Annotated in this window: 26 protein-coding genes and 1 other annotated feature; of the genes, 16 read left to right on the plus strand and 10 right to left on the minus strand. The window is 40.8% G+C overall.

The features are described 5' to 3' along the window. Positions 1–194: 194 nt before the first annotated feature. A complete protein-coding gene (gene metK / locus FCL54_RS01580) occupies positions 195–1,388 on the plus strand; it encodes a methionine adenosyltransferase (RefSeq protein WP_138122466.1) in 1,194 nt (397 codons plus the stop codon). 74 nt (positions 1,389–1,462) lie between these two features. On the opposite strand, the gene FCL54_RS01585 is transcribed toward metK, so the two are convergent. The 5 genes from FCL54_RS01585 to FCL54_RS01605 all read right to left on the minus strand — a co-directional run bounded on the left by FCL54_RS01585 (position 1,463) and on the right by FCL54_RS01605 (position 5,612). Continuing rightward, on the minus strand, positions 1,463–2,800 hold the full coding sequence (locus tag FCL54_RS01585; protein ID WP_138122468.1) for a UDP-glucose dehydrogenase family protein: 1,338 nt from the start codon (positions 2,798–2,800) through the stop codon (positions 1,463–1,465). Between the two features lie 14 nt (positions 2,801–2,814). Then, positions 2,815–3,957, minus strand: a complete 1,143-nt coding sequence (locus tag FCL54_RS01590) for a glycosyltransferase family 4 protein (RefSeq protein ID WP_138122470.1) — start codon at positions 3,955–3,957, stop codon at positions 2,815–2,817. 38 nt (positions 3,958–3,995) lie between these two features. Further along, on the minus strand, positions 3,996–4,517 hold the full coding sequence (locus tag FCL54_RS01595; protein ID WP_138122472.1) for a phosphatase PAP2 family protein: 522 nt from the start codon (positions 4,515–4,517) through the stop codon (positions 3,996–3,998). A gap of 235 nt (positions 4,518–4,752) precedes the next feature. Next, positions 4,753–4,971 (minus strand): hypothetical protein, encoded by a 219-nt coding sequence (locus FCL54_RS01600; RefSeq protein ID WP_138122474.1) that lies wholly within the window; start codon positions 4,969–4,971, stop codon positions 4,753–4,755. Positions 4,972–5,090: 119 nt separating this feature from the next. Beyond that, positions 5,091–5,612, minus strand: a complete 522-nt coding sequence (locus FCL54_RS01605) for a gamma carbonic anhydrase (protein ID WP_138122476.1) — start codon at positions 5,610–5,612, stop codon at positions 5,091–5,093. Positions 5,613–5,703: 91 nt separating this feature from the next. Here FCL54_RS01605 and FCL54_RS01610 point away from each other — a divergent pair, with 91 nt between their 5' ends. From FCL54_RS01610 to FCL54_RS01620, 3 genes are all read left to right on the plus strand, one after another. Continuing rightward, a complete protein-coding gene (locus FCL54_RS01610) occupies positions 5,704–6,498 on the plus strand; it encodes an alpha/beta hydrolase (RefSeq protein ID WP_138122478.1) in 795 nt (264 codons plus the stop codon). A gap of 114 nt (positions 6,499–6,612) precedes the next feature. Further along, complete coding sequence (locus FCL54_RS01615; protein WP_138122480.1) at positions 6,613–7,683, plus strand: tetraprenyl-beta-curcumene synthase family protein; 1,071 nt, start codon at positions 6,613–6,615, stop codon at positions 7,681–7,683. 78 nt (positions 7,684–7,761) lie between these two features. Beyond that, positions 7,762–8,067 carry a hypothetical protein gene (locus FCL54_RS01620; RefSeq protein ID WP_138122482.1) on the plus strand — a complete coding sequence of 102 codons (306 nt, stop codon included), beginning with the start codon at positions 7,762–7,764 and terminating at the stop codon, positions 8,065–8,067. A 183-nt stretch (positions 8,068–8,250) separates the two neighbouring features. On the opposite strand, the gene mnmM is transcribed toward FCL54_RS01620, so the two are convergent. Both mnmM and mnmL read right to left on the minus strand, forming a co-directional pair. Continuing rightward, positions 8,251–8,823: a tRNA 5-(aminomethyl)-2-thiouridylate-methyltransferase MnmM gene (gene mnmM, locus FCL54_RS01625; protein ID WP_138122484.1), complete on the minus strand. Its 573-nt coding sequence runs from the start codon at positions 8,821–8,823 to the stop codon at positions 8,251–8,253. After that, a complete protein-coding gene (mnmL, locus tag FCL54_RS01630; protein WP_138122486.1) occupies positions 8,823–9,779 on the minus strand; it encodes a tRNA modification radical SAM protein MnmL/YtqA in 957 nt (318 codons plus the stop codon). Before mnmL ends, mnmM begins: the two co-directional genes overlap by 1 nt. 189 nt (positions 9,780–9,968) lie before the next feature. Between mnmL and FCL54_RS01635 the strand changes: the two genes are divergently transcribed. The 10 genes from FCL54_RS01635 (at position 9,969) to FCL54_RS01680 (ending at position 21,186) form a co-directional block, all read left to right on the plus strand. Further along, positions 9,969–10,202, plus strand: coding sequence for a hypothetical protein (locus FCL54_RS01635; RefSeq protein ID WP_138122488.1), 234 nt, complete (start codon positions 9,969–9,971; stop codon positions 10,200–10,202). 263 nt (positions 10,203–10,465) lie between these two features. Next, entirely contained in the window at positions 10,466–11,671 is a 1,206-nt protein-coding gene (locus FCL54_RS01640) for an MDR family MFS transporter (RefSeq protein WP_138122490.1), read from the plus strand. A 94-nt stretch (positions 11,672–11,765) separates the two neighbouring features. Further along, positions 11,766–11,996: a binding site (T-box leader), on the plus strand. Between the two features lie 286 nt (positions 11,997–12,282). After that, positions 12,283–14,700, plus strand: coding sequence for a leucine--tRNA ligase (gene leuS / locus FCL54_RS01645; protein WP_138122492.1), 2,418 nt, complete (start codon positions 12,283–12,285; stop codon positions 14,698–14,700). 247 nt (positions 14,701–14,947) lie between these two features. Further along, positions 14,948–15,256: a rhodanese-like domain-containing protein gene (locus FCL54_RS01650; RefSeq protein WP_138122494.1), complete on the plus strand. Its 309-nt coding sequence runs from the start codon at positions 14,948–14,950 to the stop codon at positions 15,254–15,256. 127 nt (positions 15,257–15,383) lie between these two features. After that, positions 15,384–15,572, plus strand: a complete 189-nt coding sequence (locus FCL54_RS01655; protein ID WP_138122496.1) for a sporulation protein Cse60 — start codon at positions 15,384–15,386, stop codon at positions 15,570–15,572. Between the two features lie 135 nt (positions 15,573–15,707). Further along, positions 15,708–16,871: a CapA family protein gene (locus FCL54_RS01660; RefSeq protein WP_138122498.1), complete on the plus strand. Its 1,164-nt coding sequence runs from the start codon at positions 15,708–15,710 to the stop codon at positions 16,869–16,871. Between the two features lie 185 nt (positions 16,872–17,056). Then, positions 17,057–18,529, plus strand: coding sequence for a circularly permuted type 2 ATP-grasp protein (locus FCL54_RS01665; protein ID WP_138123219.1), 1,473 nt, complete (start codon positions 17,057–17,059; stop codon positions 18,527–18,529). Further along, a complete protein-coding gene (locus FCL54_RS01670) occupies positions 18,522–19,487 on the plus strand; it encodes an alpha-E domain-containing protein (RefSeq protein ID WP_138122500.1) in 966 nt (321 codons plus the stop codon). The genes FCL54_RS01665 and FCL54_RS01670 overlap by 8 nt, the downstream gene beginning before the upstream one ends. After that, positions 19,484–20,341: a transglutaminase family protein gene (locus tag FCL54_RS01675; RefSeq protein ID WP_138122502.1), complete on the plus strand. Its 858-nt coding sequence runs from the start codon at positions 19,484–19,486 to the stop codon at positions 20,339–20,341. The genes FCL54_RS01670 and FCL54_RS01675 overlap by 4 nt, the downstream gene beginning before the upstream one ends. 224 nt (positions 20,342–20,565) lie before the next feature. After that, positions 20,566–21,186, plus strand: a complete 621-nt coding sequence (locus FCL54_RS01680) for a lytic transglycosylase domain-containing protein (RefSeq protein WP_138122504.1) — start codon at positions 20,566–20,568, stop codon at positions 21,184–21,186. Between the two features lie 211 nt (positions 21,187–21,397). Here the strand turns inward: FCL54_RS01680 and FCL54_RS01685 are convergent, their stop codons facing one another. Further along, positions 21,398–22,657: a BaiN/RdsA family NAD(P)/FAD-dependent oxidoreductase gene (locus FCL54_RS01685; RefSeq protein WP_138122506.1), complete on the minus strand. Its 1,260-nt coding sequence runs from the start codon at positions 22,655–22,657 to the stop codon at positions 21,398–21,400. A 354-nt stretch (positions 22,658–23,011) separates the two neighbouring features. Between FCL54_RS01685 and FCL54_RS01690 the strand changes: the two genes are divergently transcribed. Then, positions 23,012–24,655, plus strand: coding sequence for a putative polysaccharide biosynthesis protein (locus FCL54_RS01690; protein WP_138122508.1), 1,644 nt, complete (start codon positions 23,012–23,014; stop codon positions 24,653–24,655). 34 nt (positions 24,656–24,689) lie between these two features. Here the strand turns inward: FCL54_RS01690 and FCL54_RS01695 are convergent, their stop codons facing one another. After that, positions 24,690–24,923, minus strand: a complete 234-nt coding sequence (locus FCL54_RS01695; RefSeq protein ID WP_138122510.1) for a hypothetical protein — start codon at positions 24,921–24,923, stop codon at positions 24,690–24,692. A gap of 87 nt (positions 24,924–25,010) precedes the next feature. Continuing rightward, complete coding sequence (locus FCL54_RS01700; RefSeq protein WP_138122512.1) at positions 25,011–25,436, minus strand: DUF6884 domain-containing protein; 426 nt, start codon at positions 25,434–25,436, stop codon at positions 25,011–25,013. Positions 25,437–25,591: 155 nt separating this feature from the next. Between FCL54_RS01700 and FCL54_RS01705 the strand changes: the two genes are divergently transcribed. After that, the gene (locus FCL54_RS01705) at positions 25,592–26,299 is read left to right on the plus strand and encodes a pseudouridine synthase (protein WP_171016631.1); all 708 of its coding nucleotides are present in this window, start codon (positions 25,592–25,594) and stop codon (positions 26,297–26,299) included.

Here is a 26,299-nt window from a genome sequence, read left to right on the forward strand (position 1 = left end):
TTTGCGGTGATTTATCGTGCAGCAACATATACATAAAGCAATCGATAAAACGGTGCTTCTATAGCGCAGAAAAGGATATCCTGTATGGACGGTTCATTGAATTCATTCACTGGTTTCAGTAAAACATAATAGGGAAAATGAGTACCGTATCAAGTTTTATATGCTCTAAATGAGTTAACAAGGAGGTACATTAGTTGAGCAATCGTCGTTTATTTACTTCAGAATCAGTTACCGAAGGGCACCCTGATAAAATCTGTGACCAAATTTCCGATGCGATTCTAGATGATATTTTGGCACATGATCCGAATGCGCGTGTTGCCTGTGAAACTTCTGTAACTACTGGATTAGTATTAGTCGCAGGGGAAATTACTACTTCCCATTATGTAGACATTCCAAAGGTAGTTCGTGAAACAATTAAAAAAATCGGGTATACCCGGGCAAAATATGGGTTTGATGCAGAAACATGTGCAGTTTTGACATCTATCGATGAGCAGTCTCCTGATATTGCTGCCGGAGTTGACCAGGCGCTTGAAGCACGTGAAGGACAGATGACTGATGAAGAAATCGATGCGATCGGTGCAGGTGACCAGGGGCTGATGTTTGGTTTCGCTTGTAATGAGACACCTGAATTAATGCCGCTGCCTATTTCACTTGCACATAAAATTTCTCGCCGCTTAAGCGAAGTGCGTAAAGAAGAGATCCTTCCATATCTGCGTCCTGACGGCAAAACACAGGTCACCGTAGAATATGATGAAAATGGCAAACCTGTCCGAATCGATACAATTGTTATTTCGACACAGCATCATCCAGAGGTTTCTCCTGGCCAAATCCAAAAAAACCTTAAAGAATATGTTATCAAACCGGTAGTACCTTCTGAACTTATCGATGATGAGACAAAATACTTTATTAATCCGACTGGACGCTTTGTAATCGGAGGACCACAGGGAGATGCCGGATTAACAGGAAGAAAAATTATTGTTGATACTTATGGCGGCTATGCTCGTCACGGAGGAGGAGCATTTTCAGGAAAAGATCCGACAAAAGTAGACCGATCTGCCGCTTATGCTGCTCGTTACGTTGCGAAAAATATAGTGGCTGCAGAGCTTGCTGACAAGTGTGAAGTACAGCTTGCTTATGCAATTGGAGTTGCACAACCTGTTTCCATTTCCGTAGATACGTTTGGAACAGGAAAGGTTTCTGAGGAAAAGCTTGTTGAAATGGTACGGAAGCATTTTGATCTGCGTCCGGCAGGTATTATTAAGATGCTTGATCTTCGCCGTCCTATTTACAAACAAACGGCTGCTTACGGCCATTTTGGACGTAATGATATTCAACTTCCATGGGAAGAGACTGATAAAGCAGAACTTCTGAAAAAGGATGCTCAATAATCAAATAACATCCAAAACAAAAAGAGGTGCGTGGTGCACCTCTTTTTGTTGCTTGAGAATCGTCTGGTAAGTTTTTATTTGTTTTTAACTTTCACTGCTCCGAGCCCTTTATAGATGTTTGGCCTGCCGATAGAACAATAGATCAGGTCGTGCTGATCGGCAATCTTTTTCATCTCTTTAAGCTCGAACATATTCCTTCCGTCCAATATCAAAGGGAGACGAAGGTTGCTTACGATTGACTTCCAGTTAAGAGACTTAAATTCATCCCATTCTGTCACAAAAATAACCGCATCACTATCTTCAACCGTTGTATAAGGATCAGGGAATAGGCTGACTTCATCAAGAGGATATACATGCACGAGAGGATCGTATGCACGGACTGTTGCGCCTTCCTCTAATAAATGGTGTACTAGTTTAATGGAAGGAGCATCCCTCAAGTCATCAGTATTCGGCTTAAAGGAAAGTCCCATGATCGAAATAGTGGCACCTTTTAACGTTCCAAGAAAGCTTTTAAGCTTATTGATGATTAAGTCAGGTTGTTTTTCATTTATTTTTAACACCTCTTGAAGGAGTGTCATAGGAACAGCGTGGTTTGCTCCGGTTTTCATAAACGCTTTTATATCCTTCGGGAGGCAGGAACCGCCAAAGCCAAGGCCGGGGTTTAGAAAGTCACTTCCGATTCGCGGGTCTGATCCTATTCCCTCTTTAATCTCATTTATGTCTGCCCCTAGCTCTTCACTTAGAGTAGCAAGCATATTCATGTAAGAAATCTTCATTGCAAGGAAAGAATTTGCTGCGTATTTAATCGTTTCGGCACTTTTACGATCACAAAACTGGATCGTACATGGAAAGCTTTTATACAGCTGTTCCATTGCCTTTCTTGCTTCATCAGTAGAGCATCCAACGATAATTCTTGAAGGGTAAAAAAAATCCGAAACGGCGCTCCCCTGTCGTAAAAATTCAGGATTAGAAACAACCTCGAATGTTACGCCATGATTGCTTGATTCATTTAAAAGCGTTTTTAGATTATCTCCTGTCCCTGGAGGAACCGTACTTTTTAGAACGACAATTTTATCAGTTGTGCTTTCTCTGGCTATCAGGCTTCCTATATTATAAATTTGAGACAAATCTGCATCGCCATCTGCCAGCGAAGGGGTTCCTACTGCTATTAATATTAGATCGGATTTTTGGATAGCCTGTGTGATGTTCGTTGTAAACGAGATGGCCTGCTGCGCCTTAGCTTCCTTTAAAATCTCTTCAAGTCCTTCTTCCCAGATTGGCAGCCCTCCTGATTGAAGGGTGGCGATCTTTTCGGAAGATTTGTCTGCACAAATAACGTTGTGTTTTTTTGCGGCTAAGCCTGCCCCTGTCACAAGCCCAACATATCCTGTTCCGATTACTGAAATGTTCATTTTGCTGTCCTCCTTTAAGCAAACTGAGCTACACGGTTTTTATATAAGACAAGTTCATAATGGTTAATCAATTCACTGAAAATAGTATCCCAGGATTGCGTAAGTGCATAACACCTCGCATTATATTCCATCATTTTTCTTTTTCCTTTTTTTTCGAGCAGTTCCACTATTCCTGAAACATATTGTTCTGGATCCCACGGGTCACAAAGTATACCAGAGTTGTTATGTGAAATGATTTCTTGCACACCGCCTGCCCGTGCACCGATGACTGGTGTTCCTGAAGCAAGAGCTTCAAGGACAACATTTCCAAATGTTTCGGTTGCAGATGGAAAGACGAATAAATCAGAGGAAGCGTATATTTCAGCGAGATCTTCTCCCTGTAAATATCCGAGAAATGTAACGTTAGCAGGTACCTTATTTTTTAAAACAGGAAGAGAAGGGCCGTCCCCTACAATAATCCAGTGGGTTTGCTCTTTTATATCTTGAGGCAACCTTTCCATTATCTTAATCAATGTATCGAGATTTTTCTCTGGAGCAATTCGACTTACAAATAATAATATGTTTTTTTCTTTTATTCCATATTTCTCTCTGATTATGGCCGATTTTTTTTGAGGATGAAAGAGGGTGCAATCTACGCCTCTCTTCCATAGGCTCACTTCCTGGAATCCTTTTTCATAAAGGTGTGATTGTGTCGACCTGGATGGTACAAAAACAGTGTGAAAGGGTTGATGAAACCATAACATATACCGCCAGATAAATGGGGAAAGAAATTCAAGGCGATAATGGCTTAAATATTCATCGAAATTGGTGTGGTAGGAACCAACCATAGGAATATCAAGCTTTTTTCCATAATGGAGGCCGCTTAAACCAATATTAAACGGAGTAGCAATGTGAAGCAAATCGGGTTGGAATCCTTTTAGCTGTTTTTGAATAGTTCCCAGCTTAGGAAGGGCGATCCGGCATTCAGGATAAAGAAAAAATTTCAAACTTGCAAAACGGTAGACATTACTTCCAAAAAGATCCTCATCGTTACCATCAGGAGCAAAAAGCTGGTAGTCGATCTGTTGCCGATCAAGGTAGGCGGCTAATCGGGAAAGAGTTCTTGAGACACCGTTCACTTGAGGCAAATAGGTGTCGGTAAATAAGGCGAGTTTCATAAAGGCGGCCTCCCATATGATTTACTTTTTTAGTTTTCTTAAAAAGAAGAAGCAAGAATGCCGAAAGCAGTTCCTAAAATCATCCCTGCTACAACATCCGATGGATAGTGATGTCCTAAGTATATTCTTGAAAAAGCTACTGCGAATGCAAGTATTAAAAAGGGCGTCGAAAGCGAGGGTATGCTTATAATAAAAGGTGTTACTACAGAAAAAACTGCTGTTGTGTGCCCGGATGGAAAGGAATAATCTTTTAGCGGGGCAACTTCTATTTTAGTGTCGGGAAGGACAGTATAAGGTCTGTTCCGGGGATACTTTCTCTTTAGTAATTGAACGGGAATATGGCTTGCTGCCAGTGCCGCGGCGCTTTGATACCCGATCGCTTTTCCGAAGGACGGGGCGAGAAAACAAACCGATAATGTAGCAGCAACCATGAACCTTGAGCCGCCAAGATGGGTAAGTTTTGATAACAAGAAAGTTAAGAATGAATGCTGGAACCGCTTGTTTACAAGACGAAAAATGAAGCACTCCTGCTCATAGAGCCATCCGATTACCTTTGTCACGTTAATCCTCCTAAAACCTTTGTTATTCCTATCTTAATTTAGCAATATTGTGAGAATATTAATGAAGAATAAAGGTTTTATTAAGATCTGTGTTAATTCATTATTACGCTTTTAAAGCTTGATTCCCCGGGGCGCACGGAAGCCTTGACAGAAGCCGTGGCTATATAAGGGCCTTTGATAAAGCAAGAATGCCTGAAATAAAAAAGAGGCAATGGGATTCCATCACCTCTTGATCTCACACTAAAATAATATAAAGGACATATAGAACGGCAAGTCCTGTTCCGATTATATAAACAAGAAAGATCGGGTTTTTAATAAAAGATTCCTGCGCTTTTACATTTCCTTGATTTTCATAGTCGCCCTTTTGATGATTGCCTATGCGGTAGGTAAGAAATGCAGATACAGCGAGCGTAAGGACAACCAGGACGATTAATACGTTAGTAAGTTGATACATCTTTGTTCCCCCTTGCCATAAATAAGCTATATGTAAAGTTTTTCTCAGCAAGAGAGAAGTTATGCAAAAAACGGTAAGTTTAAAGCAAAAAGGGTATAAAAAGAGATAATGAGATATCCTTATCTCTCGATCGGCTTCTGTTTTTTATAGTATTGTCCTTTCTCTGCGTATTCTCTTCTGATTCGATTCATTTCACTTATATCATGATCATTTAATTCACGTACTACTTTTGCAGGCCTGCCAAAGGCCATGGAATTAGGAGGGATTTTTTTTCCGGGCGGAACAAGGCTTCCAGCACCGATAAAGGCCCCCTCGCCAATTTCTGCACCATCCAATATTATGGAACCCATGCCGATCAGCGCGTTTTTTCGAATTTTACAGCTATGAAGAATTACCTGGTGCCCAACGGTAACACCATCTTCTATAATAAGGGGATTATCAGGACTTTGATGAAGAACGGAATTGTCCTGGATATTTACATTCTTGCCAATAACGGTTGGAGCCACATCACCTCTTATCGTCGTGTTATACCATATGCTGCTGAACTCACCAATTGTGACATCGCCAGTAATCGTTGTATAATCTGCAATAAAGACTGTTTTATCAATGGCAGGCTTTTTGCCCTTGTATGAATAAAGCACAGTATCCCAACTTTCTTTATTAAATAAATTATTGGTTCTTTTGTAGTGTAGCAAAGTTATCCTGTTTTTAGAAAGGGGCAAAATATTTCAAATGTGGACAAAGGAAACGGAAAATCCCCAGGGCGTTATTGTGATTGTCCATGGTGCGGGAGAACACCATGGAAGGTATGAATGGCTTATAAAAAAATGGTTAACAGAAGGGTACAATGTAGTCATTGGAGATTTGCCAGGCCAGGGTACATCTACAAGAAGAAGAGGCCATATCGATTCGTTCGACCAGTATATAGAAACAATTGAAAAGTGGGTGGAGAGGGCTGCGGAGTTTGATCTTCCCGTTCATTTAATAGGCCACAGTATGGGCGGTCTTGCTGTTATTCGCTCGTTAATGGAGAAAAAACTGCCTGTTTCAACAGTAATCCTTTCCTCTCCAAGTGTCGGATTGGAAAGTCCGCCTCCTAAAGGACTCGAAGTTGCATCCGTGGTTCTAAATAAAGTCGTTCCAGGATTAAGGTTGAATTCTCATCTGGAGCCTGGAATCGCAACACGAAATGAAGAAATTAAAGCAAGAGATATGGAAGACAATCTGCTTGTACGAAAGGTATCAGTAAGATGGTACAGGGAGCTTGTAAAAGCAATGAAGATTGCTGTAGAACATCCCGATAAATTTCCTGACTTGCCCTTACTGGTCATGCAGGGTGGTGCAGATGCTATCGTGGATAAGGATATCGTGCTAAAATGGTTTAATCGGCTTGCAATTACTGACAAGTCATATAAAGAATGGGATGGCCTATACCATGAAGTATTTAATGAACCAGAAAGAGAAGAAGTATTCTATATGGCTAAGGAATTTATAAACGTGAGAGAACATTTGAACCTCAATAAATGACCATAAAAAGCGATTTATTTTCGTAAGGAGACGAAAAAAGGAAGTTTTGCTCATCCTTTATAGAAATGCTTTACAGATATAGAAAGGAATCATATTGTGAGGGGGAGGTATTGCTTGAAAGCTCCAAAGTATCCATGGACATTAATGATGAAAATTTATAGGGATGTGCTCCCTGAAGTGAATAAACAGTTAAAGGAATGGACTGCAGTTGCTGATCAAATTCCTGATCCGGAATTGAGAAAGCAGGCGCTGGACAGTATTAGAACCAAGACCTTTCATTGTGAAGGAGGGTCGATATACAGCATTCTTGCGGGAAAGGAAAACAAAACGGCGATCCAATTCATCGTCGCTTACCAGACGATCAGTGATTATCTAGACAATCTTTGTGATCGAAGCACTTCTTTAGATCCGGAAGACTTTCGAACCCTTCACAAATCCATGCTTGACGCGTTGACGCCTGATGCAGATACCTGCAACTATTATTGTAAACGAGAGGAACAAAATGATGGGGGGTACCTGGTTAAGCTAGTTGAAGCTTGTCAGGATGCCTTGAAAAATGTTTCCGACTTACAGGCTATCCGTCCCCATCTTATCGAACTTTGTGAATACTATTGCGACCTTCAGGTACATAAGCATGTTTTAAAAGAAGAACGGGTGCCAAGACTGAAAGAATGGTTTGAAACACATGAGCAAAAGCTTCCCAAAATGAGCTGGAATGAATTTTCAGCCTCAGCCGGATCAACTCTCGGAATTTTTTGCCTTGTTTCTTATTCCTTGTATAATAATGGGATGACTACAGAAGAGGCGAAGAAAATAAAAGAAGGATATTTTCCTTATGTACAGGGTTTGCATATTTTATTGGATTATTTTGTAGATCAAGAGGAAGACAGGCAAGAAGGCGATTTGAATTTTTGTTTTTATTACCGGGATGAAGAGGAGCTTGCTAATCGAGTCGGCCACTTCATGAAGGAGGCAGATCGAAGTGTTAAGCGGCTGCCGGATTCGCAGTTTCATCGGTTGATCAATAAAGGGCTTATCGGTATTTATCTTGCTGACAGAAAAGTGATGCAGCAAAAGGATGTACGTTCGCTTGCGAGGAAGATAATCCGATTCGGAGGAAGAGCGAGCTTCTTCTTCTATTTTAACGGCTGGTTTTACCGTCGACTTCACCGTGCTTCTCAATAAATACAATTTCATAATAATTTCCTGAATGAGAGAAAAGATAAGTATAGCTTATTAATTCTATTAAAGGAGTTTTCTCTCATGGATAAAAAAAGATATTATATTGCAGTCGGTTCCGGTGAGATTCTTGAAGACAAAACAGCATCCAGCTTTGAATTTGAAATCGAGGCAACGGAAGAAGACATAATCAGGTTGCGGGAGCTATTTGATGAAGCTGACCGTGATAGCAGGTTTTCTTTATACCGAGCTCACGTTCCGGGAATTGGTTATCATGAAGACAAAAACAACGATGATTATGACAGGCATATAAAAGAGGTTTATGGCATGCTCCATGAGCTCGGAACACCTGAAACAAAAAGCCATATCGACAGTATGGATATTTTATAACGGTATAATCAAAGTTGGCGGTCCTATTTAGCTCCGGATCGCCAACTTTGCGTTGTTAGAGAAGTATAACGAAAAATAAAATCAGAAATCGCTGCCCTGTTTTGCCAAAAAGAGCAAAAGAAAAAGGCGTATACACCAACTACACACCTTCATATTTCCACTTGCTCTGCAAAAGATGAGAGCCTACCTTTTTTCAATCGCAATGATAAAAGGGGGATCGTTTTTTTGGTTTATAAAGTTATATTGCAATACATGGTAGTTTTTTTGGTCAAGACTCATAGCATACTTTAACACCTTGTCTTTTTCAACTTTTCCTTCCGGATGGCCGGAGTATATGACAAGAATTAGAATGCTTACTTTTGCCATTATTTCAAGCAGCTGTTCTACTGCTTTGAGGGTTGAAGCAGGGGAGGTCACTACCTCTTTATCTCCTCCCGGGAGGTAGCCTAGATTAAAAATGGCGGCTTTTACTCTTCCGTGATGGACTTCAGGGATTTCCGCTTTAATGGAAGCATGGCTTGCATGGACCAGTGTGACTTGATTATTTTCGTTATGTTCCCTTAGCTTTTTTCCCGTATTTTCAATTGCCTGTTCTTGTATATCGAAACCGAATATACTTCCTGATTTGCCGACTTTTTTAGCAAGATATAATGTGTCGTTTCCGTTTCCGCATGTGGCATCCACCGCAGTATCGCCTTCCTGCAAGAATTCATCTAATAAAAAACGTGCAAAAGGCAGAATTCCTTTCAGTTTCATTATCGATTCACCTCGTGAAACTTCCCCTGCCAGCTGTCTCGGCGCTTCAACTCATCTTCAATTCCATTAAGTACCTTCCATTTGTTCATGCTCCACATTGGACCGATAAGCAATTCAGGAGGTCCGTCACCGGTAATACGATGAACAACCATTTCAGAAGGCAATAACTCCAATTGGTCTGCAACAGTGTTAACATAACTCTCATAATCAAGGAATTCAACGAGTCCCTTTTCATACTGTTTAACCATTGCGGTGTTTTTGAGAAGGTGCAGCAGGTGTATTTTAATCCCCTGTACATCAAGTTTTGCAACTTCTCTGGCAGTTTCCACCATCATTTCAGGTGTCTCACCGGGCAGGCCATTAATAATGTGAGATACGACTTGAATGCCATGTTTTCGGAGTTTTTCAACCCCTTCTTTGTAACACTGATAGTCGTGGGCTCGATTGATAAGGTCTGCGGTTTTTTCATGGACGGTTTGCAGTCCCAATTCTACGATCAAAAAAGTCCGTTCATTTAGTTCAGCTAAATAATCAACCACATCGTCTGGCAGGCAATCTGGCCTGGTAGCGATCGAAAGACCCACAACACCTGGCTGTTTCAAAATTATTTCATACTTTTCCCGTAGTTCTTCCACAGGAGCGTATGTGTTTGTGTAAGCTTGAAAATAACCCAGGTACATAGCATCCTTCCACTTTTTGTGGGTGCGTTCTTTGATCACATTGAACTGGGTGACCAGGTCATCCCTGCGATCGCCGGCAAAATCGCCTGAACCGCTTGCGCTGCAAAACGTACACCCACCATGGGCAACATTGCCGTCCCTGTTCGGGCAATCAAAGCCACCATCAAGAGGCACCTTGAATACTTTGTGGCCAAATGTTTTTCGTAAATATGCATTAAAAGAAAAATATCGTTTCTCGCCGTAATAGGCTGGAATTTGCTTTGTTTCTAAATTCATTTCATGCCTTCTCCTTTCAGTGTATGCAGTACTTTTTTAGAGAAATAAAAGGCCGTGGCATACAAATGAATTTTAGCATGACCCAAACGTTTCTCCAAATAATGCCGGAAAGACTATTCCTTGTTTTGCTATCCTCACTAATCGGGTATTGAATAAATATAAAGACATTAATTAGAGGTGGTGAAAAAAATGGGAGAAAAAGATAAAAACCTTCCTCCTCGAAAACGAGACACAAAGGAAAGAATGGACAATCCTGAACAGTATCCGACAGATAAAGAAAGCATGTTCGACCGTGATGACAGCGAGTTAAACGTTGATCCGATTCCTTTAGAGGATGTAAAAGAAGAGCAACGCGAAGAAGAAGACGGAGAAATTATAAAAGATACTTCTTCTTCTGAGAAAAAGTATAAAAGTGATGAATAGACTAAAGCATGCCGGAAAGGCATGCTTTTTTTACTGTATAGGAAAGGTTAACTTTTTAGCAAAGGAAGTTGTCTGACGCCGCTGGCAAGTCAAAGAATACTGGTAAGGGCAACTACACCTCCGACTTCCTTAAAAGGCTTGCCCATCAAATAGATGAGTTTTTTTATGCGCTTCAGGGGTAAAAAAATATTGCATCTTAACAGAAAAAGGAATAAAATCAGTTTGGTGAAATTTTGAGGCTCGAAATAGTAGGAGGTATGTTCATGCCGAAGGCTCTCTGGCTCTTGTTGATCGGTATGGTTATTAACGTTACAGGTGGGTCTTTTTTATGGCCGCTGAATACAATATATATTCATGAACATTTAGGCAAGTCCCTTTCTTTTGCGGGGCTAATTTTAATGTGTAACGCAGCAGCAGGAATCGCAGGTAATCTTATTGGAGGTTATTTATTTGATGAAATCGGCGGTTACCGCTCGATTTTAATAGGTACGTTTATGGTGATGTGCTCGGCTTTCATACTGGTGTTTTTTCATGATTTAAGTTCGTATATCATCGTCTTGATTGCCCTTGGACTTGGTTCTGGCATGACTTTTCCTTCCATGTATGCAATGGCGGGAGCTGTGTGGCCTGAAGGAGGCAGAAAGGCATTCAACAGAGTTTACGTTGCTCAGAACCTTGGTGTAGCGCTCGGAGCTGCACTTGGCGGTATGCTTGCTTCTTATAAGTTTGAACTTGTTTTTCTCGGAAATGGAATGATGTATTTCATATTTTTAATGATCGTTTTGTTCGGGTTTAAGGGAATGGAAAAGGATGTGCACCTTGCCGCTAGAAAGAGCAACATCTTTAACCAGGACACAATGATAAGGAATAAAAGGAAATTTAATAGCCTGTTAATTTTGTGTGTCGGATTTTTGCTGTGCTGGATCGCGTATGTACAATGGCAATCCACCATTTCAGCATATACACAAGAAATCGGGATCAGCTTAAAGCATTACAGTTTATTATGGACGATAAATGGCGCGCTAATCGTAATAGGTCAGCCTTTTATAGCATTTTTTGTAAGGAAATGGTTCCACACGATTAAAACACAAATAATCGCTGGAATCTTCCTGTTTGTCGCATCACTGGCAGTTGTAGCCAATGCCGAAGTATTTGGGGCTTTTGTAGCTGCAATGATAATTTTAACGTTTGGAGAAATGTTTGTCTGGCCGGCGGTTCCAACTGCAGCCCATGAACTTGCACCTGAAGGAAGAGCAGGATTTTATCAGGGGATTGTCAATAGTGTCGGAACTGCTGGCAGAATGATCGGTCCTTTGTTTGGAGGTATTCTTGTCGACCTTTATGGCATGACCGCTTTGTTTACGGTATTAATGGGTCTTGTGCTTATCGGTGTAATTACAACAGTCCTGTATGATCGGGGGATTCGCAGGGAAGAGGCTTCCTATCCAGCTGTCACTGCATCTGAATAAAACGGGTATAACTTGTGAAACGATGGAAATAATGAGAAATATCTTGACATTTAAAACGCTTATTCATACAATACTTTATAACAACTTGTTATGTCTAATAGCAGTGACAAGGAGTAGTAGTAAAGAAGCAGTACTAGAGAGTTAACGGCTGGTGGAAGTTGACACTGATTTTCTTTATGAACTCGCCTTTGAGCTACCTGGTATGAACGAAAAGTAGTATCGGGCGTTTTCCGCGTTAAGGATTAAAGTGAGCACAGTTTATTTATGTGCTAATCCGGGTGGTACCGCGGGTATTTGATTTGTTTATCAACCTCTCGTCCCTGACAGAAGTCAGTGGCGGGAGGTTTTTTAATTGATTTTATCCAGGAATCGTTGAATGAGGCAATTTTGCTCTCCTGGGCGACTATCTGTATGAACGATATCTTACAAGCGAGCTTGACGAAACCGTACATACAGGTAGTCTTATCGCTTACGTTCTTACAAAAAAGGTTTAGTCATCTTTTTTTATAGGAGAGTAAAGATGATTCGCTTCGTGGTATAAATTTTCAGTTAATGCATTGGTGTAAAAAAAGTTTAATTCAAAAGTAGTGTGAAGGAAGGAGCGGTTTACGATGGCCTTTGATCATAAAAGCATCGAAAAAAAATGGCAGCAATATTGGGAGAAAAACGAAACGTTCAAAACAGACAGCGACGCTTCGGGAGAAAAAGTATATATCTTAGACATGTTTCCTTATCCGTCTGGAGCAGGGTTGCATGTAGGGCATCCTGAAGGGTATACGGCAACAGATATTCTATCCCGCATGAAGCGCATGCAGGGATACAATGTGCTACATCCGATGGGTTGGGATGCATTCGGCTTGCCGGCTGAACAGTATGCCTTAGATACAGGGAACAACCCGAGAGATTTCACACAAAAAAATATCGAGACTTTCAAAAGGCAAATCAAAGAACTTGGTTTTTCCTATGATTGGGACCGGGAAATTAATACTACGGACCCAAACTATTATAAATGGACACAATGGATTTTCACAAAGCTGTATGAAAAAGGACTTGCATATGTGGATGAGGTTCCGGTTAACTGGTGTCCTGCTTTAGGAACAGTACTTGCTAACGAAGAAGTGATCGACGGTAAAAGTGAACGTGGCGGCCATCCTGTCATCCGAAAACCAATGCGACAATGGGTTTTGAAAATTACGGAATATGCTGATCGCTTGCTTGAAGATTTAGAAGATGTTGAGTGGTCTGAGAGCATTAAAGAAATGCAGCGGAACTGGATCGGGCGTTCGGAGGGTGCTGAAATCACGTTTAAAATCGATGGGTATGAAGAAGGAATCACTGTATTCACTACCCGTCCTGATACATTGTTTGGTGCAACCTATATGGTACTTGCTCCAGAACATCCGCTTGTCGATAAAATAAGAACCGAAAACCAGAGTGAAGAAGTCGAGGCATATAGGCAAAAGGTCCAGAGCAAAAGCGATCTTGAGCGAACTGAGCTTTCAAAAGAAAAAACAGGCGTGTTCACAGGGGCATATGCAATTAATCCGGTGAATAACGAAAAAGTTCCCGTCTGGATCGCTGACTATGTATTAATGAGTTATGGTACTGGAGCGATCATGGCCGTTCCGGCGCATGATGAACGCGATTATGAGTTTGCAACAAAATTTGACCTGCCTATCAAAGAAGTTGTGGCAGGGGGCGATATATCGAAAGAAGCTTATACAGAAGACGGAGAGCTTGTAAATTCTGAATTCTTGGACGGCTTGCGAAAGGACGAAGCCATTAAGAAGATGATCGAATGGCTTGAGGAAAATAACAAAGGTACGAAGAAAGTGACATATCGCCTTCGCGATTGGCTGTTTAGCCGCCAGCGTTATTGGGGAGAGCCGATTCCGATCATTCACTGGGAAGATGGCACGATGACAGCCGTGCCAGAAGAGCAGCTTCCTATAACACTTCCGGAAACAAACGAGATCAAGCCGTCAGGAACAGGGGAATCTCCTCTTGCAAATATCGATGAATGGGTAAATGTGACCGATCCTGATACTGGAATGAAAGGGCGCCGAGAAACGAATACGATGCCGCAGTGGGCGGGAAGCTGCTGGTACTATCTACGCTTTATCGATCCTCATAACAACGAGGCCCTTGCTTCTGAAAAATTGTTAAACGAATGGCTTCCGGTCGATACGTATATCGGTGGTGCAGAACATGCCGTCCTTCATTTGCTTTATGCCCGCTTCTGGCATAAAGTATTGTATGATATCGGAGTTGTTCCAACGAAAGAGCCGTTCCAGCGTTTGTATAACCAGGGGATGATCCTTGGTGAAAACAACGAGAAAATGAGTAAGTCAAAAGGAAACGTTGTAAACCCTGATACAATCGTTGAAAGCCATGGTGCCGATACACTGCGTCTTTATGAAATGTTCATGGGGCCTTTCGAAGGTTCGATCGCATGGTCTGAAAACGGACTTGAAGGAGCAAGAAGGTTCCTTGACCGAATCTGGCGCTTATTCGTTAACGAAGATGGCTCATTAACTGAAAAGGTTACAGACGAAAACGGAACGGAAAATTTTGAGCGGACCTATCACCAAACCGTGAAAAAAGTAACAGAAGATTATGAGGAACTACGCTTTAATGTAGGTATTTCTCAATTAATGGTGTTCATTAATGATGCTTATAAACAAGAAAAACTTCCAAAGGCATTTATGGAAGGGTTTGTAAAACTACTTTCACCGGTAGCTCCACATATCAGTGAAGAATTATGGTCGTTGTTAGGACATGACGGAACAATTGCTTATGAACCATGGCCAACATTTGATGAAGAAAAACTTGTTGAGAATGAAGTGGAAATTGTTGTTCAGATAAATGGAAAAGTCCGTGCGAAAATCTCCATTCCGGCCGACGCAACGAGAGAACAAATGCAAGAAGTTGCAATGGAGGAAGAAACAATTAAATCCCAGCTAGAAGGAAAAACAGTCCGAAAAGTAATCGCTGTTCCTGGTAAGCTTGTTAATATTGTTGCCAATTAGAGAAAGAGAAGCATCCGTTCTAAGATGGATGCTTCTTTTGTTTGGGAAGGCGAACGCTTCCATTGTTTTGGTTTAAGTAATATTCTGTATGCATTTAAATGGTCATTTTAAATGAAATAATGTTAATAAGTGGATATAGAGAATTCTTGTGTAAACGCTTGAAATAAGTTACCATTGTGAAGGATTATTTATTTTTAAGTAAACCTATTAGGAATATTTAATAGATGGAATGCAGGAGGCGTTTTTCATGAGCGAAGAGGTTAAAGTAATCACCCCAAAAGAAGTAGAAAACTTGTTAGACGAAGGAAAAACAATTTCTCTAATCGATGTAAGGGAAGACGAAGAGGTTGCGGAAGGGACAATTCCTGGAGCTAAACATATTCGTCTTGGGACAATTCCTGAACGCCTTGAAGAAATAAATAAAAACGAAGAACATATTATCGTGTGCCGTTCCGGCAGGAGAAGTGAGCATGCATGTGATTATTTACAGGAACAGGGCTTCAATGTAAGAAACATGGTTGGCGGAATGATGAAGTGGGAAGGCGATGTTAAGTAGTCTTAAGTAAAATCAAGTGATAAAGATAGTCCTTGTCGAAAGAAAGTAGATTATTCCCCTTTAACTTACAAATTTCGTCAAAGGAAAAAACACCTCCGGGTTGTATTAACAATCAGGAGGTGTTTTTTTGTTGAAAGTAAAGTTGTTTGACGAAGAAAACGAAAATGATCTTGAGGAAGCAATCAATCAATTTTTCGAAACCATAGATGAACATCAACTGATCGATATTAAATACCAGGTTGCTCTTGCAGAAGATTCTCTTGATGAGGAATATATGGTGTATTGTTATTCTGCGATGATCATTTATCGCCTCTAAAGCGAATAAAGATTAATTGGCTGCCTTAAACATATAAGCAATTTGACTGTTAACAGTTTAGTAAAAAAGCAGGTTTGGATTCATGCTTATCCATGTTTAGATAGAATCATATTAGATTACGGGGGAATTTGAAGCGTGCGCAAAGTTATTTTTTCGGCAGGATTATTAAGTTTTTTACTCGTCCTTTCCTTTTTCCTTTTTAGCTATTTGGATCACAGCTTAACGGTTAGTGAGAATACAAGTTACCAAACAACAGATTCAGTCAAGCCTAAAACAGTTCCAGAAGAAAGGGATGATCAACCGGACACTGACCTGCATGTACAAATAAAAGAGAGCGAAAAACAAGTGCTTGATTCTGCTACAGAACCGATCGAATTGGCATTTGCTGGAGATGTGATCTTAGAAGCATCCGGAAAAACAGCTGTACAAAAATATGGGATTGATTATCCATTCGAACAGATAAAGGGCGATATCATTGGGGCTGACTATGCTGTAGTTAATCTTGAAACCCCAATCACAGGTCGTACTTTGCCCTTTCCAAAGGAATTTAATTTTAAATCTGGCCAGGAATTGCTGACAGGGTTAACGAATGCCGGTTTTGATATGGTAACTCTCGCTAACAATCATACGATGGATTACGGTGAACAGGGGCTTATCGATACATTAAAAAATTTAAATGATAAGAAGATCCCTTATATCGGAGCGGGATTAAACGAAGAAGAAGCTTTCTCTTCCAAAACGGTCGAAATCAAAGGAAGAAAAATAGGGTTCATTGGTTTTTCACGTGTCCTACCCGATGTCTCTTGGTATGCGGGAAAAGAAAAACCAGGTATAGCAAGCGGTTATCAGCTCGATAGAATGGTAGAAATAGTGAAAGAAGCAAAAGAGGAAGCAGATTGTTTATTTGTTTATATTCATTGGGGGAAGGAAAGGCATTCCATTCCAGAACAATACCAACTAGAATATGCAAAGGCTCTGGTTGATGCTGGTGCAGATGGTATTATTGGTTCTCATCCTCATGTTTTACAGGGTTTTCAGTTTTATAAAAATAAGCCCATCGCATATTCGCTTGGGAACTTTTTATTTCCCGATCATGTAAACGGAAAGACGGCAGAGAGCGGGATTTTAAAGCTTACAATTAATGGAGAGGATATTGCGATGCGATTTATACCGTGTATGATAAAAAATGACCAGATCGTAAAGCTCGATAACAAACAGGGGGAATCGCTTCTTAATGATCTTGTAAACATCTCCTATAACATCGAGCGGGAAAATTTAACCTTTAAAAGCACTGAGTAGGCACCCTTTATCGGGGGTGCTTTCTTTTTGCTTAATTCTACATAAAAAGCTGTTTTTATTAGTTATTTTCATTAAAAGTATTGGAAAAAGCAGGAATAGATGAAAAAATGGCGAAATATTATAACAAAATAATTGAACAAAAGCCAAGTACATCCGGTTTTGTAAAAACAGAGGAGGAGAAGGTATTGTTTGATTTATATAAGTTAAACAGCTCTTATGATGAGATGATCGACAAGAACAAGCAGCCAAGAACACATTGCTATCCCATGTATGACAGACTATTGAAGATGTCTCCGGAAGAAATGGAAAAGAGGCATGCTTTTGCCCACGGTGATTTCCTGAGGCAGGGAATCACATTCACCGTATACAATGATAATAAAGGGACAGAACGTACAATGCCGTTTGACTTTGTGCCGAAAGTTATTCCGCAAAAAGAGTGGCATCAGATTGAAAAGGGGCTCATTCAACGGTTTGAAGCATTGAACATGTTTCTGGACGATGTTTATCATGATCAAAAAATTTTAAAAGATAAAGTTATACCGAGAGACCTCATCGTAAACTGCCCACATTTTTTTCACCAGGTAGCCCATATTGATGTTCCTGCAAGACAACATATCTTTATGGCTGGGATTGACTTGATTCGGGATGAAAAAGGAGAATACCGTGTTCTGGAAGATAATCTTCGCAACCCTTCTGGACTTTCTTATGTTTTTCAAAACCGCTATGTAATGCGAAAAGTATATCCGGAGTTATTTTATGATTATTCCGTTCAGTCGCTGGAAAACCAATTTTCCAAAATACATGCTTCCATGTCGTATCTTGCCCCTCATCAGAACCCTGATCCAACTATTGTGCTATTAACGCCCGGCGTCTTCAATTCAGCATATTACGACCATTCTTTTATTGCACAGCGTTCCGGTATAGAGCTTGTTGAAGGAAGGGACCTAGTCGTTCAGAACAGGTCTGTTTATATGAAAACATCAAGAGGATTAAAGAAAGTGGATGTGATTTATAGAAGGATTGATGACGAATTTCTTGATCCGCTTGAATTCAGGGAAGATTCCTTACTTGGCGTTCCAGGTTTAGTCGATGCATACAGAGCTGGAAATGTCTCTATATTGAATGGAATCGGTAACGGAGTAGCAGATGATAAAGCGGTCTATCATTATGTTCCTGATATGATTCGCTATTATCTGGGGGAAGAACCACTGGTAAAGAATGTCGATACGTATCTATGCCGTGATGAGGAACAACGGGCTTATGTGCTTGAACATCTTGATGAACTGGTTGTAAAAGCCACAAACGCTTCAGGCGGGTACGGCATGCTGATTGGCCCCCATGCTACTGGAGAAGAGATCGAAAAATTCCGGGAACAGATCCAAATAAACCCTTCAGAATATATAGCACAGCCGACAATTAACTTGTCATCCCTGCCGGCTTATAAAGGCGACAGATTCGCAGCGTGCCATGTCGATTTGAGAGTTTTTATATTTGGAGGAGAAACTCCGACTGTCTTCCCAGGGGGTCTTACTAGAGTCGCACTAAAAGAAGGGTCGCTAGTAGTTAATTCTTCTCAAGGTGGGGGAGCAAAAGATACATGGGTGCTTCAAGATGAAGAGGTAGACCATCAAGAGGAAGGAGAGCAGAGCCATGCTTAGTCGTGTTGCTGATTCATTATTCTGGATGGCGCGTAATGTGGAACGGGCTGACAATAATGCAAGGCTTATCGCGGTAAAGTTGATCAGCCAACTTGAGAATGCTAATCACCAGGAGGAGCTGGAAGACAATTGGGAAGAATTGATCCAAATAAGCGGGTACCAGTCACAATACAGTCAGCAATATGAAAAAATCACGGATCGAAATGTAATCGAATTTTTATTTTTCTCCTCGAAGAACCCAAACAGCGTTTTTACCGGAATAACGATTGCAAGGGAAAATGCAAAAGCTGTACGGGAAATTATACCTCAGGAATTATGGGAAATGCTTAACAGCTTCTATTTAGAAATTAAAGAATGCTCGGAGTCTTCCTGGGAAATCGAAAAGGTAAATGACTATTGTGAGCTGGTGAAAAACCGTTCGCTTTTATTCCAGGGGATTGTGGAAGCAACACTGCAGCGAGGCGATGCTTATTTGTTCATGGAAATGGGCAAGTATATTGAACGGGCAGAAAAAACATCTAGAATACTGGATGTGTTCTTTCATAAAAATTTAGAGAGTTACAAAAATGTTGAGATTGTAACTTACCATCACTGGTGGTCTGTCCTTCAGTCTGTGAGCGGCCACGAGGCTTACATTAAAACTTACCGTCCGTTGATCAACGATCAGAACGTTGCGGAGTTCCTGATTTTTAATCCTTCTTTTCCAAGGTCAATGTACTTTTGCATCCAGAAGGTAAAAGGGGCGTTTGAAATGATAGAAGACCATCATGTCGAACATTATTCAAAATCGCTGTTCGAAGCACTTGAATATCTGGAAAATGATTTAACTGACTATACGATCGAGGAGGTTATCGCTCACGGTCCGCATTCTTTTCTTCAAAGCTTTCAGAACAGATGCAATAAAATTGGCCAATTAATCGCTAAAACTTATTACCTGGGGGAAGTTACCGTCACATGAAATTCGAAGTCAGTCAAACAAACCACTATGATTATAGTTTGCCAGTAAAGCAGAGCATCAATCAGTTTAAATTGAAGCCGATCGATGAAGGGAAACAGCGCTGCCTTTCATATACGGCTACAATAGATCCTCCCAGTGAAACGTTTATCCACCGGGATTATTGGGGCAACGCAGTTGAAACGTTTTACCTCTGGGAGGAACATGACTTTCTAACGATTGATACAAATTCAATAGTAGAAATTACACCGCTGGAAGGCATTGATGAGTTTACTCTATCTGAAGAACAAAAAATGGCTTTTCAAACTTTCGATTTTAGACAGGAATATGCCGAATTTTTAACGGGAACGGACTATACACATCTTCCAGATGAAATTCTTCATGAAGCCACGGATGAGCTCTGGCAAAATTCGAGAGACCCGTATGAATTTGTTAAAATGCTTAATGCTTATTTATATGAGAAATTATCATACCGATCAGGTGCTACTACTGTTAAGACTACGGCACAGGAAGTTTTTGAAAAGAGGGAAGGGGTATGCCAGGATTATACCCATCTTATGCTGGCGCTTTGCCGCTATAGGGGCATTCCAGCAAGGTATGTCAGCGGTTATATTTATATTGGCGAAAACTCCGCTTTGAGAGGAGATGCAGCAACACATGCCTGGGTTGAAGTGAAGATGCCCGGTTGGCCGTGGATAGGTATTGACCCAACGAATAACATCATTGTAAAAGACCAGCATATAAAAGTAGCTGTCGGAAGAGACTACAGGGATATTGTACCTTTAAAAGGTGTCTATATCGGCGGCGACCAGACACTTGCTGTAAGTGTCAGCGTTAAAAAATCCGAAGAAAGTTGATTTGGGAAGAATGCAGCCCTCAAAAGATTAACTGTCTGGCATGCACACCCTTATATACTTGAGGAATGGAAACCCGGTCTCTTAATGGAGGTCGGGTTTTATAAATTTTCTGGTAATTAATGCAATGTTCCTCTGTCGGTTCTTGAAAAAAGAAATCTATTATCCTGTCCATTATGCTATAATCAACAGAGGAAAATTTTTCTTGTAGATTTGAGGTGGAGTTTGTGAAAGCAGAGCTTATTAAATCGTTGATCGAATTGCAAGCACTGAAACAAATAAATTTTCAAAATGCGCCAACAACATCAATCGATCCGGGAAGTACCGATTCTTTTGCAATGCTGTTAAGCCAGCAGCTTGAACAGTTTCAACAAATGGATCTGATGCAACAACAGAATGGAACGGTTTCTAATGCTTCATCTTCCTATCAAGTGTCATTTCATCCCTCAGTAGCAGAAGAAACGATTTCTCATGGGGAAATTGACGGATACATATATGAGGCAGCACAGAAGTATGGAGTTGATCCGGGATTGATCCGTTCTGTTATTCAGAGGGAATCTAACTTTAATCCTGGCAGCAAAAGCTCTAAAGGAGCAATGGGCTTGATGCAGCTTATGCCTCAAACCGCCAGAGGGCTGGGTGTTCAGGATCCATTGGATCCAAAACAAAACATTGACGGCGGCACAAAATATCTCCGCCAGATGCTTGACCGTTATGACGGAAATACTATGCTAGCGCTCGCCGCTTATAATGCAGGACCTGGAAATGTCGATAAATATAACGGCGTTCCTCCTTTTAAAGAAACACAAAATTATGTCCGCCATGTACTTGAAACCTACCAGGCATAGAGAAAACTTGCCGATTGGAAATTTTATATCGTATGACTTTTTCGCATGCTTTGTTGCTTAATAAGCTTCACATTAGAGATGAACTGTGACGCAATTGCAGCATTGATTTTTTCCACTCCGTGCAGTCGCTTTCCGCGACAGACTTAAAATGCGGTGTGGGTTCTGCAAATCCTATAGTACTAGAGAAGCCAGCAACATATGTTGCTGGCTTCTAATGTCTGGTTGCCGCATTTTTCCCTGCTGTAAAGCCGGTAACAAAGGCAGCTGTGATGTTATATCCACCGGTATATCCATGAATGTCAAGGACTTCTCCACAAAAATACAGGCCTTCCATGAGCTTCGATGCCATTTCTTTTGGATGTATCTCTTTAAGTGATACTCCTCCTCCTGTGACAAAAGCTTTTTCGATTGATAAAGATCCGTTTATTTTTATTGTGAACTGCTTTAATTGTTTTGCAAGCTCTCTGATCTTTTCTTTTGGGAGATGATGAAAATTTGTGTCCGGTGACAGTGCGATCTGATCAAGTAAAAACAATAAATAACGTTCCGGAACAATTCCCTTCCAAACATTCTTCAATGCTTTGTTAGGCTCATCTTTTGCAAGCCTGGCCAATTGTTGAAACACTTCTTCTTCATTTTGGTCGGGCAGGCTGTCGATTCGTAACGGTATATACTGTGCATCATATTTTTTCAATGCTTTAACAGCGTATTGGCTGCAGCGCAGTACAGCAGGCCCAGAAAGGCCAAAGTGGGTGAAAATCAAATCCCAGCGATGTGTCTTGATCGCTTTTCCTTTTGGATTTAAGACGGTAAGCGCTACATCCCTGAGAGAGAGGCCCTGCAGCGTTTTTTGTTTGATAAAAGTTTCTTCTGAAGTTAAGGGGACTTCTGTTGGGTACAAATCTGTAATCGTATGTCCGGCTTTTTCTGCCCATGCATACCCGTCACCTGTTGAACCTGTATGGGGGACAGATTTTCCACCAACAGCAATTATGACATTGCCGGCATAGATTTCTTCTTTCGTTTGCAACCGAATCCCCTTCACGGCTCCCTTATCATAGAGTACTGTTTCGACTGGAGTATTGACCTTTATTTCTACCCCCAGCTCTTCTACTTCGTTTAACAGCGCATTCACTACATCTTTCGCGCTATTAGAAACAGGGAACATCCGGCCGTGATCCTCTTCTTTTAGCTGGATACCAAGCCCTTCAAAAAAGTCGATGATATCCTCATTATTAAAAACAGAAAATGCGCTGAATAGAAAGCGTCCATTTCCTGGAATAAATTTAATCAGTTCTTCTAGCGGCAGCCTGTTTGTCACGTTGCACCTGCCACCTCCTGAAATCGCAAGTTTCCTTCCAAGTTTGCTCCCCTTATCGACTAAAAGCACGGAAGCACCGTGTTTTGCAGCGGCTACTGAAGCCATCAAACCTGATGGCCCGCCGCCGATTACGATTACATCATAGTTCATCTTGGCACCTCTTTCATTTTGCTCTTTTCAAAACGAGTTTTTTTAATTGAAATTAATACTAAGCAGTTGGTGGAAGCCTGCGGAAAGAGGAAATTGATCACTTTCCTCTTACGAAAACAGCTTTCATTGTTTAACGCTCCATACAAAATTATCACAGTAAAATAAAAAAAGGAATAAATGCTGCTGTTATAGATTATTTCCATTTGTTGTTCAGCTATAAATAGCTTAAAATGGTAGAGTGCTATTTTATACAAAAATCGACATACACGATAGAAAAATAGGGTATTGAAGTCTTTAGTAGAAATTCAAGTTATCTATATTAAGTTTTATTTTGTACTGGGAGTTGGACGAATTATGTCAGATTCACGATTGGTCAGGGGAACATTATTGTTAACCTCGGCAACTTTGATTTCTAGAATATTAGGTTTGGTTTATTTCTTTCCATTTTTATGGCTTGTTGGAAAACAGGGGGCAGCACTTTATCAGTACGCCTATACCCCTTATACGATATTATTGAGCATTTCCACTATGGGAGTACCATTAGCTGTATCAAAATTTGTGTCCAAGTATAACGCCCTGGGCGATTATCATACCGGGAGAAGGTTGTTTAAATCAGGGCTGCTGTTAATGTCTCTCACCGGGCTGGTAGCATTTTTAGCATTGTTTTCCTTTGCTGGGCCTATTGCTAAGCTTATTATTGATAACAAAGCAACGACCGGTAACACGCTTGCGGATGTTACCATGGTTATCCGAGTAGTAAGTACAGCGTTAGTTATTGTACCGAGCATGAGCCTGATCAGGGGGTATTTCCAGGGATTCCAATCGATGGGTCCCACAGCGGTATCCCAGCTGGTTGAACAAATAGTCCGGATTGTGTTTATACTTGCTGGAAGTTTTATCGTAATTAAGGTCCTAAAGGATGAAATTGCAGTTGCTTCTGGAGTAGCGACGTTTGGAGCTTTTATTGGGGCGCTTGGAGGGCTTGCCGTTCTGGTCTGGTACTGGAAAAAAAGGAAAGCCCATCTTGATGAACAGCTTGAACAAAGCACTGTCGACCATCAAATCCCTTTAAAGGACATGTATAAGGAACTGATTGCATATGCCGTTCCGTTTGTTGTTGTTGGATTAGCGATTCCGATTTACCTTCAAATCGATACTTTTACAATAAATAATGCCTTAAGGGACATCGGATATGAATTGGAAGATGCCGAGGCTGTCTATGCTATTTTGACAGCCCATTCCCATAAATTAATTATGATTCCTGTTTCACTTGCTACTGCTATGGCATTAACTTTAATTCCAACAATTACTAATTCATATACTAGTGGGGATAACGATGAACTTCATGGCCAAATCACACAAACCTTTCAGCTGCTTTTATTCTTAACCTTGCCTGCTGCGATCGGTTTGTCCGTTTTGGCGGCTCCTGCTTTTGGTTCGTTATATGGATTGGATGATATTGAACTTGGAAGTAGAATCTTGCGATGGTATGCGCCTACTGCTATATTTTTTGCACTATTTTCTGTGACAGCAGCGATATTGCAGGGGATAAACAAACAAAAGTTTGCAGTTATCAGTCTTTTAGTAGGTGTGGTGTTAAAAGGATCACTAACTTATTTCTTTATTGTAAATTATGAAGAACTGGGACCGATTTTAACGACGGATATAGGCTACCTTGCATCCGTAATAATTAATCTATATATTATTAAAAAGTATTCTGGTTATTCATATGGGTATATTGCGAAGCGAGCTCTTTTGATCGGCATATTCGTTATTGCGATGGCAATTTCCGTCTGGCTTGTCAGAATGCCGATCGAAGCATTTATTGCTGGAGGATACAACAAGGGTGGAAGCTATCTGCAGGCAATTCTTTCGTTGATCGCTGGAGTAGTGACTGGAGGGGCGGTATATTTGTGGTTAAGCTATCGATCCCATCTTGCCGGACAAATACTCGGAAATCGTTTCAAATTCTTAAAACGTAAGAAGAATGCAATTTAAAGAAGAAGGCCGAATTTCGGCCTTCTTCTTATTGTTATTGTCCGTAAGTGCCAATCTGGCGTTCAAGCCTTGTTACTCTTCTTTCAAGACGATCAAGCTGTCTTTCGATTCTGTTAAGTCTTCTGTCAATGTTTCCTTCCCCAGAATAGCCTCCTGGATATCCTCCAGGGTAACCACCGGGATAACCTCCCGGAAAGCCCCCAGGATAACCTCCGGGCATACCCGGGAACTGTTGAAGCTGAGTTTGTGGTTGTTGTCGATAATCCATCCCTGCACCCCTAACTAAATTTAATACACATTAGTCTATGAGAGAAGGGAAGTGTTTGTTAATGGTAAAACAATAAGCCTCAGTCAGTTAACCCAATTTCTTTTGATACCAGTTCAGTTGCTCGCCGATGCCCAGTCCTTTTAATGGTACCTCGTATTCAAAATTATGCTTTTCTAATTTCGGTTCAAGATGCTTCCGATAGACAGCCCCTCCGTGAAGGTAAACGATCACTTTACTCGGGTTTTCTACCTTACTGAAGTTTTCAACTACCTTTTCTGCCCATTCTTCACGTTCTTGATGGGTAAAGGTTTTGATCGAAACATCATAAGGATCCATCATATCGTTTGGTAATAATAGTCCATCTTTGGCATTATAGAAATACATACGCGCATAATTTTGCTTGGCGTATTCTAAAGATTTTTGAAATAGCGGGCTCTGGTAAAACTCTGTTACTGGGGCAGGTTTATTGTTCTTTTTGCGAGCGGTAGCAAGTAAACCGACTTTTTGTTTCATAAACGTTCACTCCAGTTCTTTAATGCATTCTGCATATTCTCTTGTACGGTCTACATACCCGACTTTTGGAGTGCGTATGCCCAATAATTGAAAATAACCTAAAAAAATGGAAGAAAAGTGGAAAAAAAGATTGTGAATGAGAGAGGTATCCAATTATGAGAATCGATAAAGTTTTAGCCAATCTTGGTTATGGAAGCAGAAAAGAAGTAAAGAAATTGTTAAAAACAGGAGTAGTAAGAGTCGATGGAGAGCCTGTAAAAGATGCGAAAATCCATGTTGATCCAGATGAACAAAGCATCAGTGTCTTTGGGGAAGAAATAGAATACAAAGAGTTTGTATATTTAATGATGAATAAACCCCGGGGATTATTATCTGCGACAGAGGATGAATATGCAGAAACAGTAATTGATGTGCTAGAACCAGAAGATGCAGTCTTTACTCCTTTTCCGGTAGGAAGGCTGGATAAAGACACAGAGGGTCTGCTGATCCTTACAAATGACGGGCAGCTGGCCCACCATTTAACTTCACCGAAGCATCATGTACCCAAAACATACTATGCTGAAATCTCAGGTGTGGTGGATGAATCAGATGTAACAGCATTTTCAACAGGAGTCACGCTGGAGGATGGTTATGAAACAAAACCGGGTGAGCTAGTTATTCTTGATACAGGACCCACTTCTTTCATCGAGTTAACGATAACAGAAGGCAAATACCATCAGGTAAAACGGATGTTTGAAGCGGTCGGAAAAAAAGTGAAATACTTAAAAAGGCTGAGCATGGGATCTCTTAAGCTGGATGAGTCATTGAATCCTGGTGAATACCGGGAACTGACTGATGAAGAGATCGATCTTTTAAAGGGCTAA

Origin of the sequence: Exobacillus caeni (assembly GCF_005747095.1) — a bacterium.
GTDB classification, from domain to species: Bacteria; Bacillota; Bacilli; order Bacillales; family Guptibacillaceae; genus Exobacillus; species Exobacillus caeni.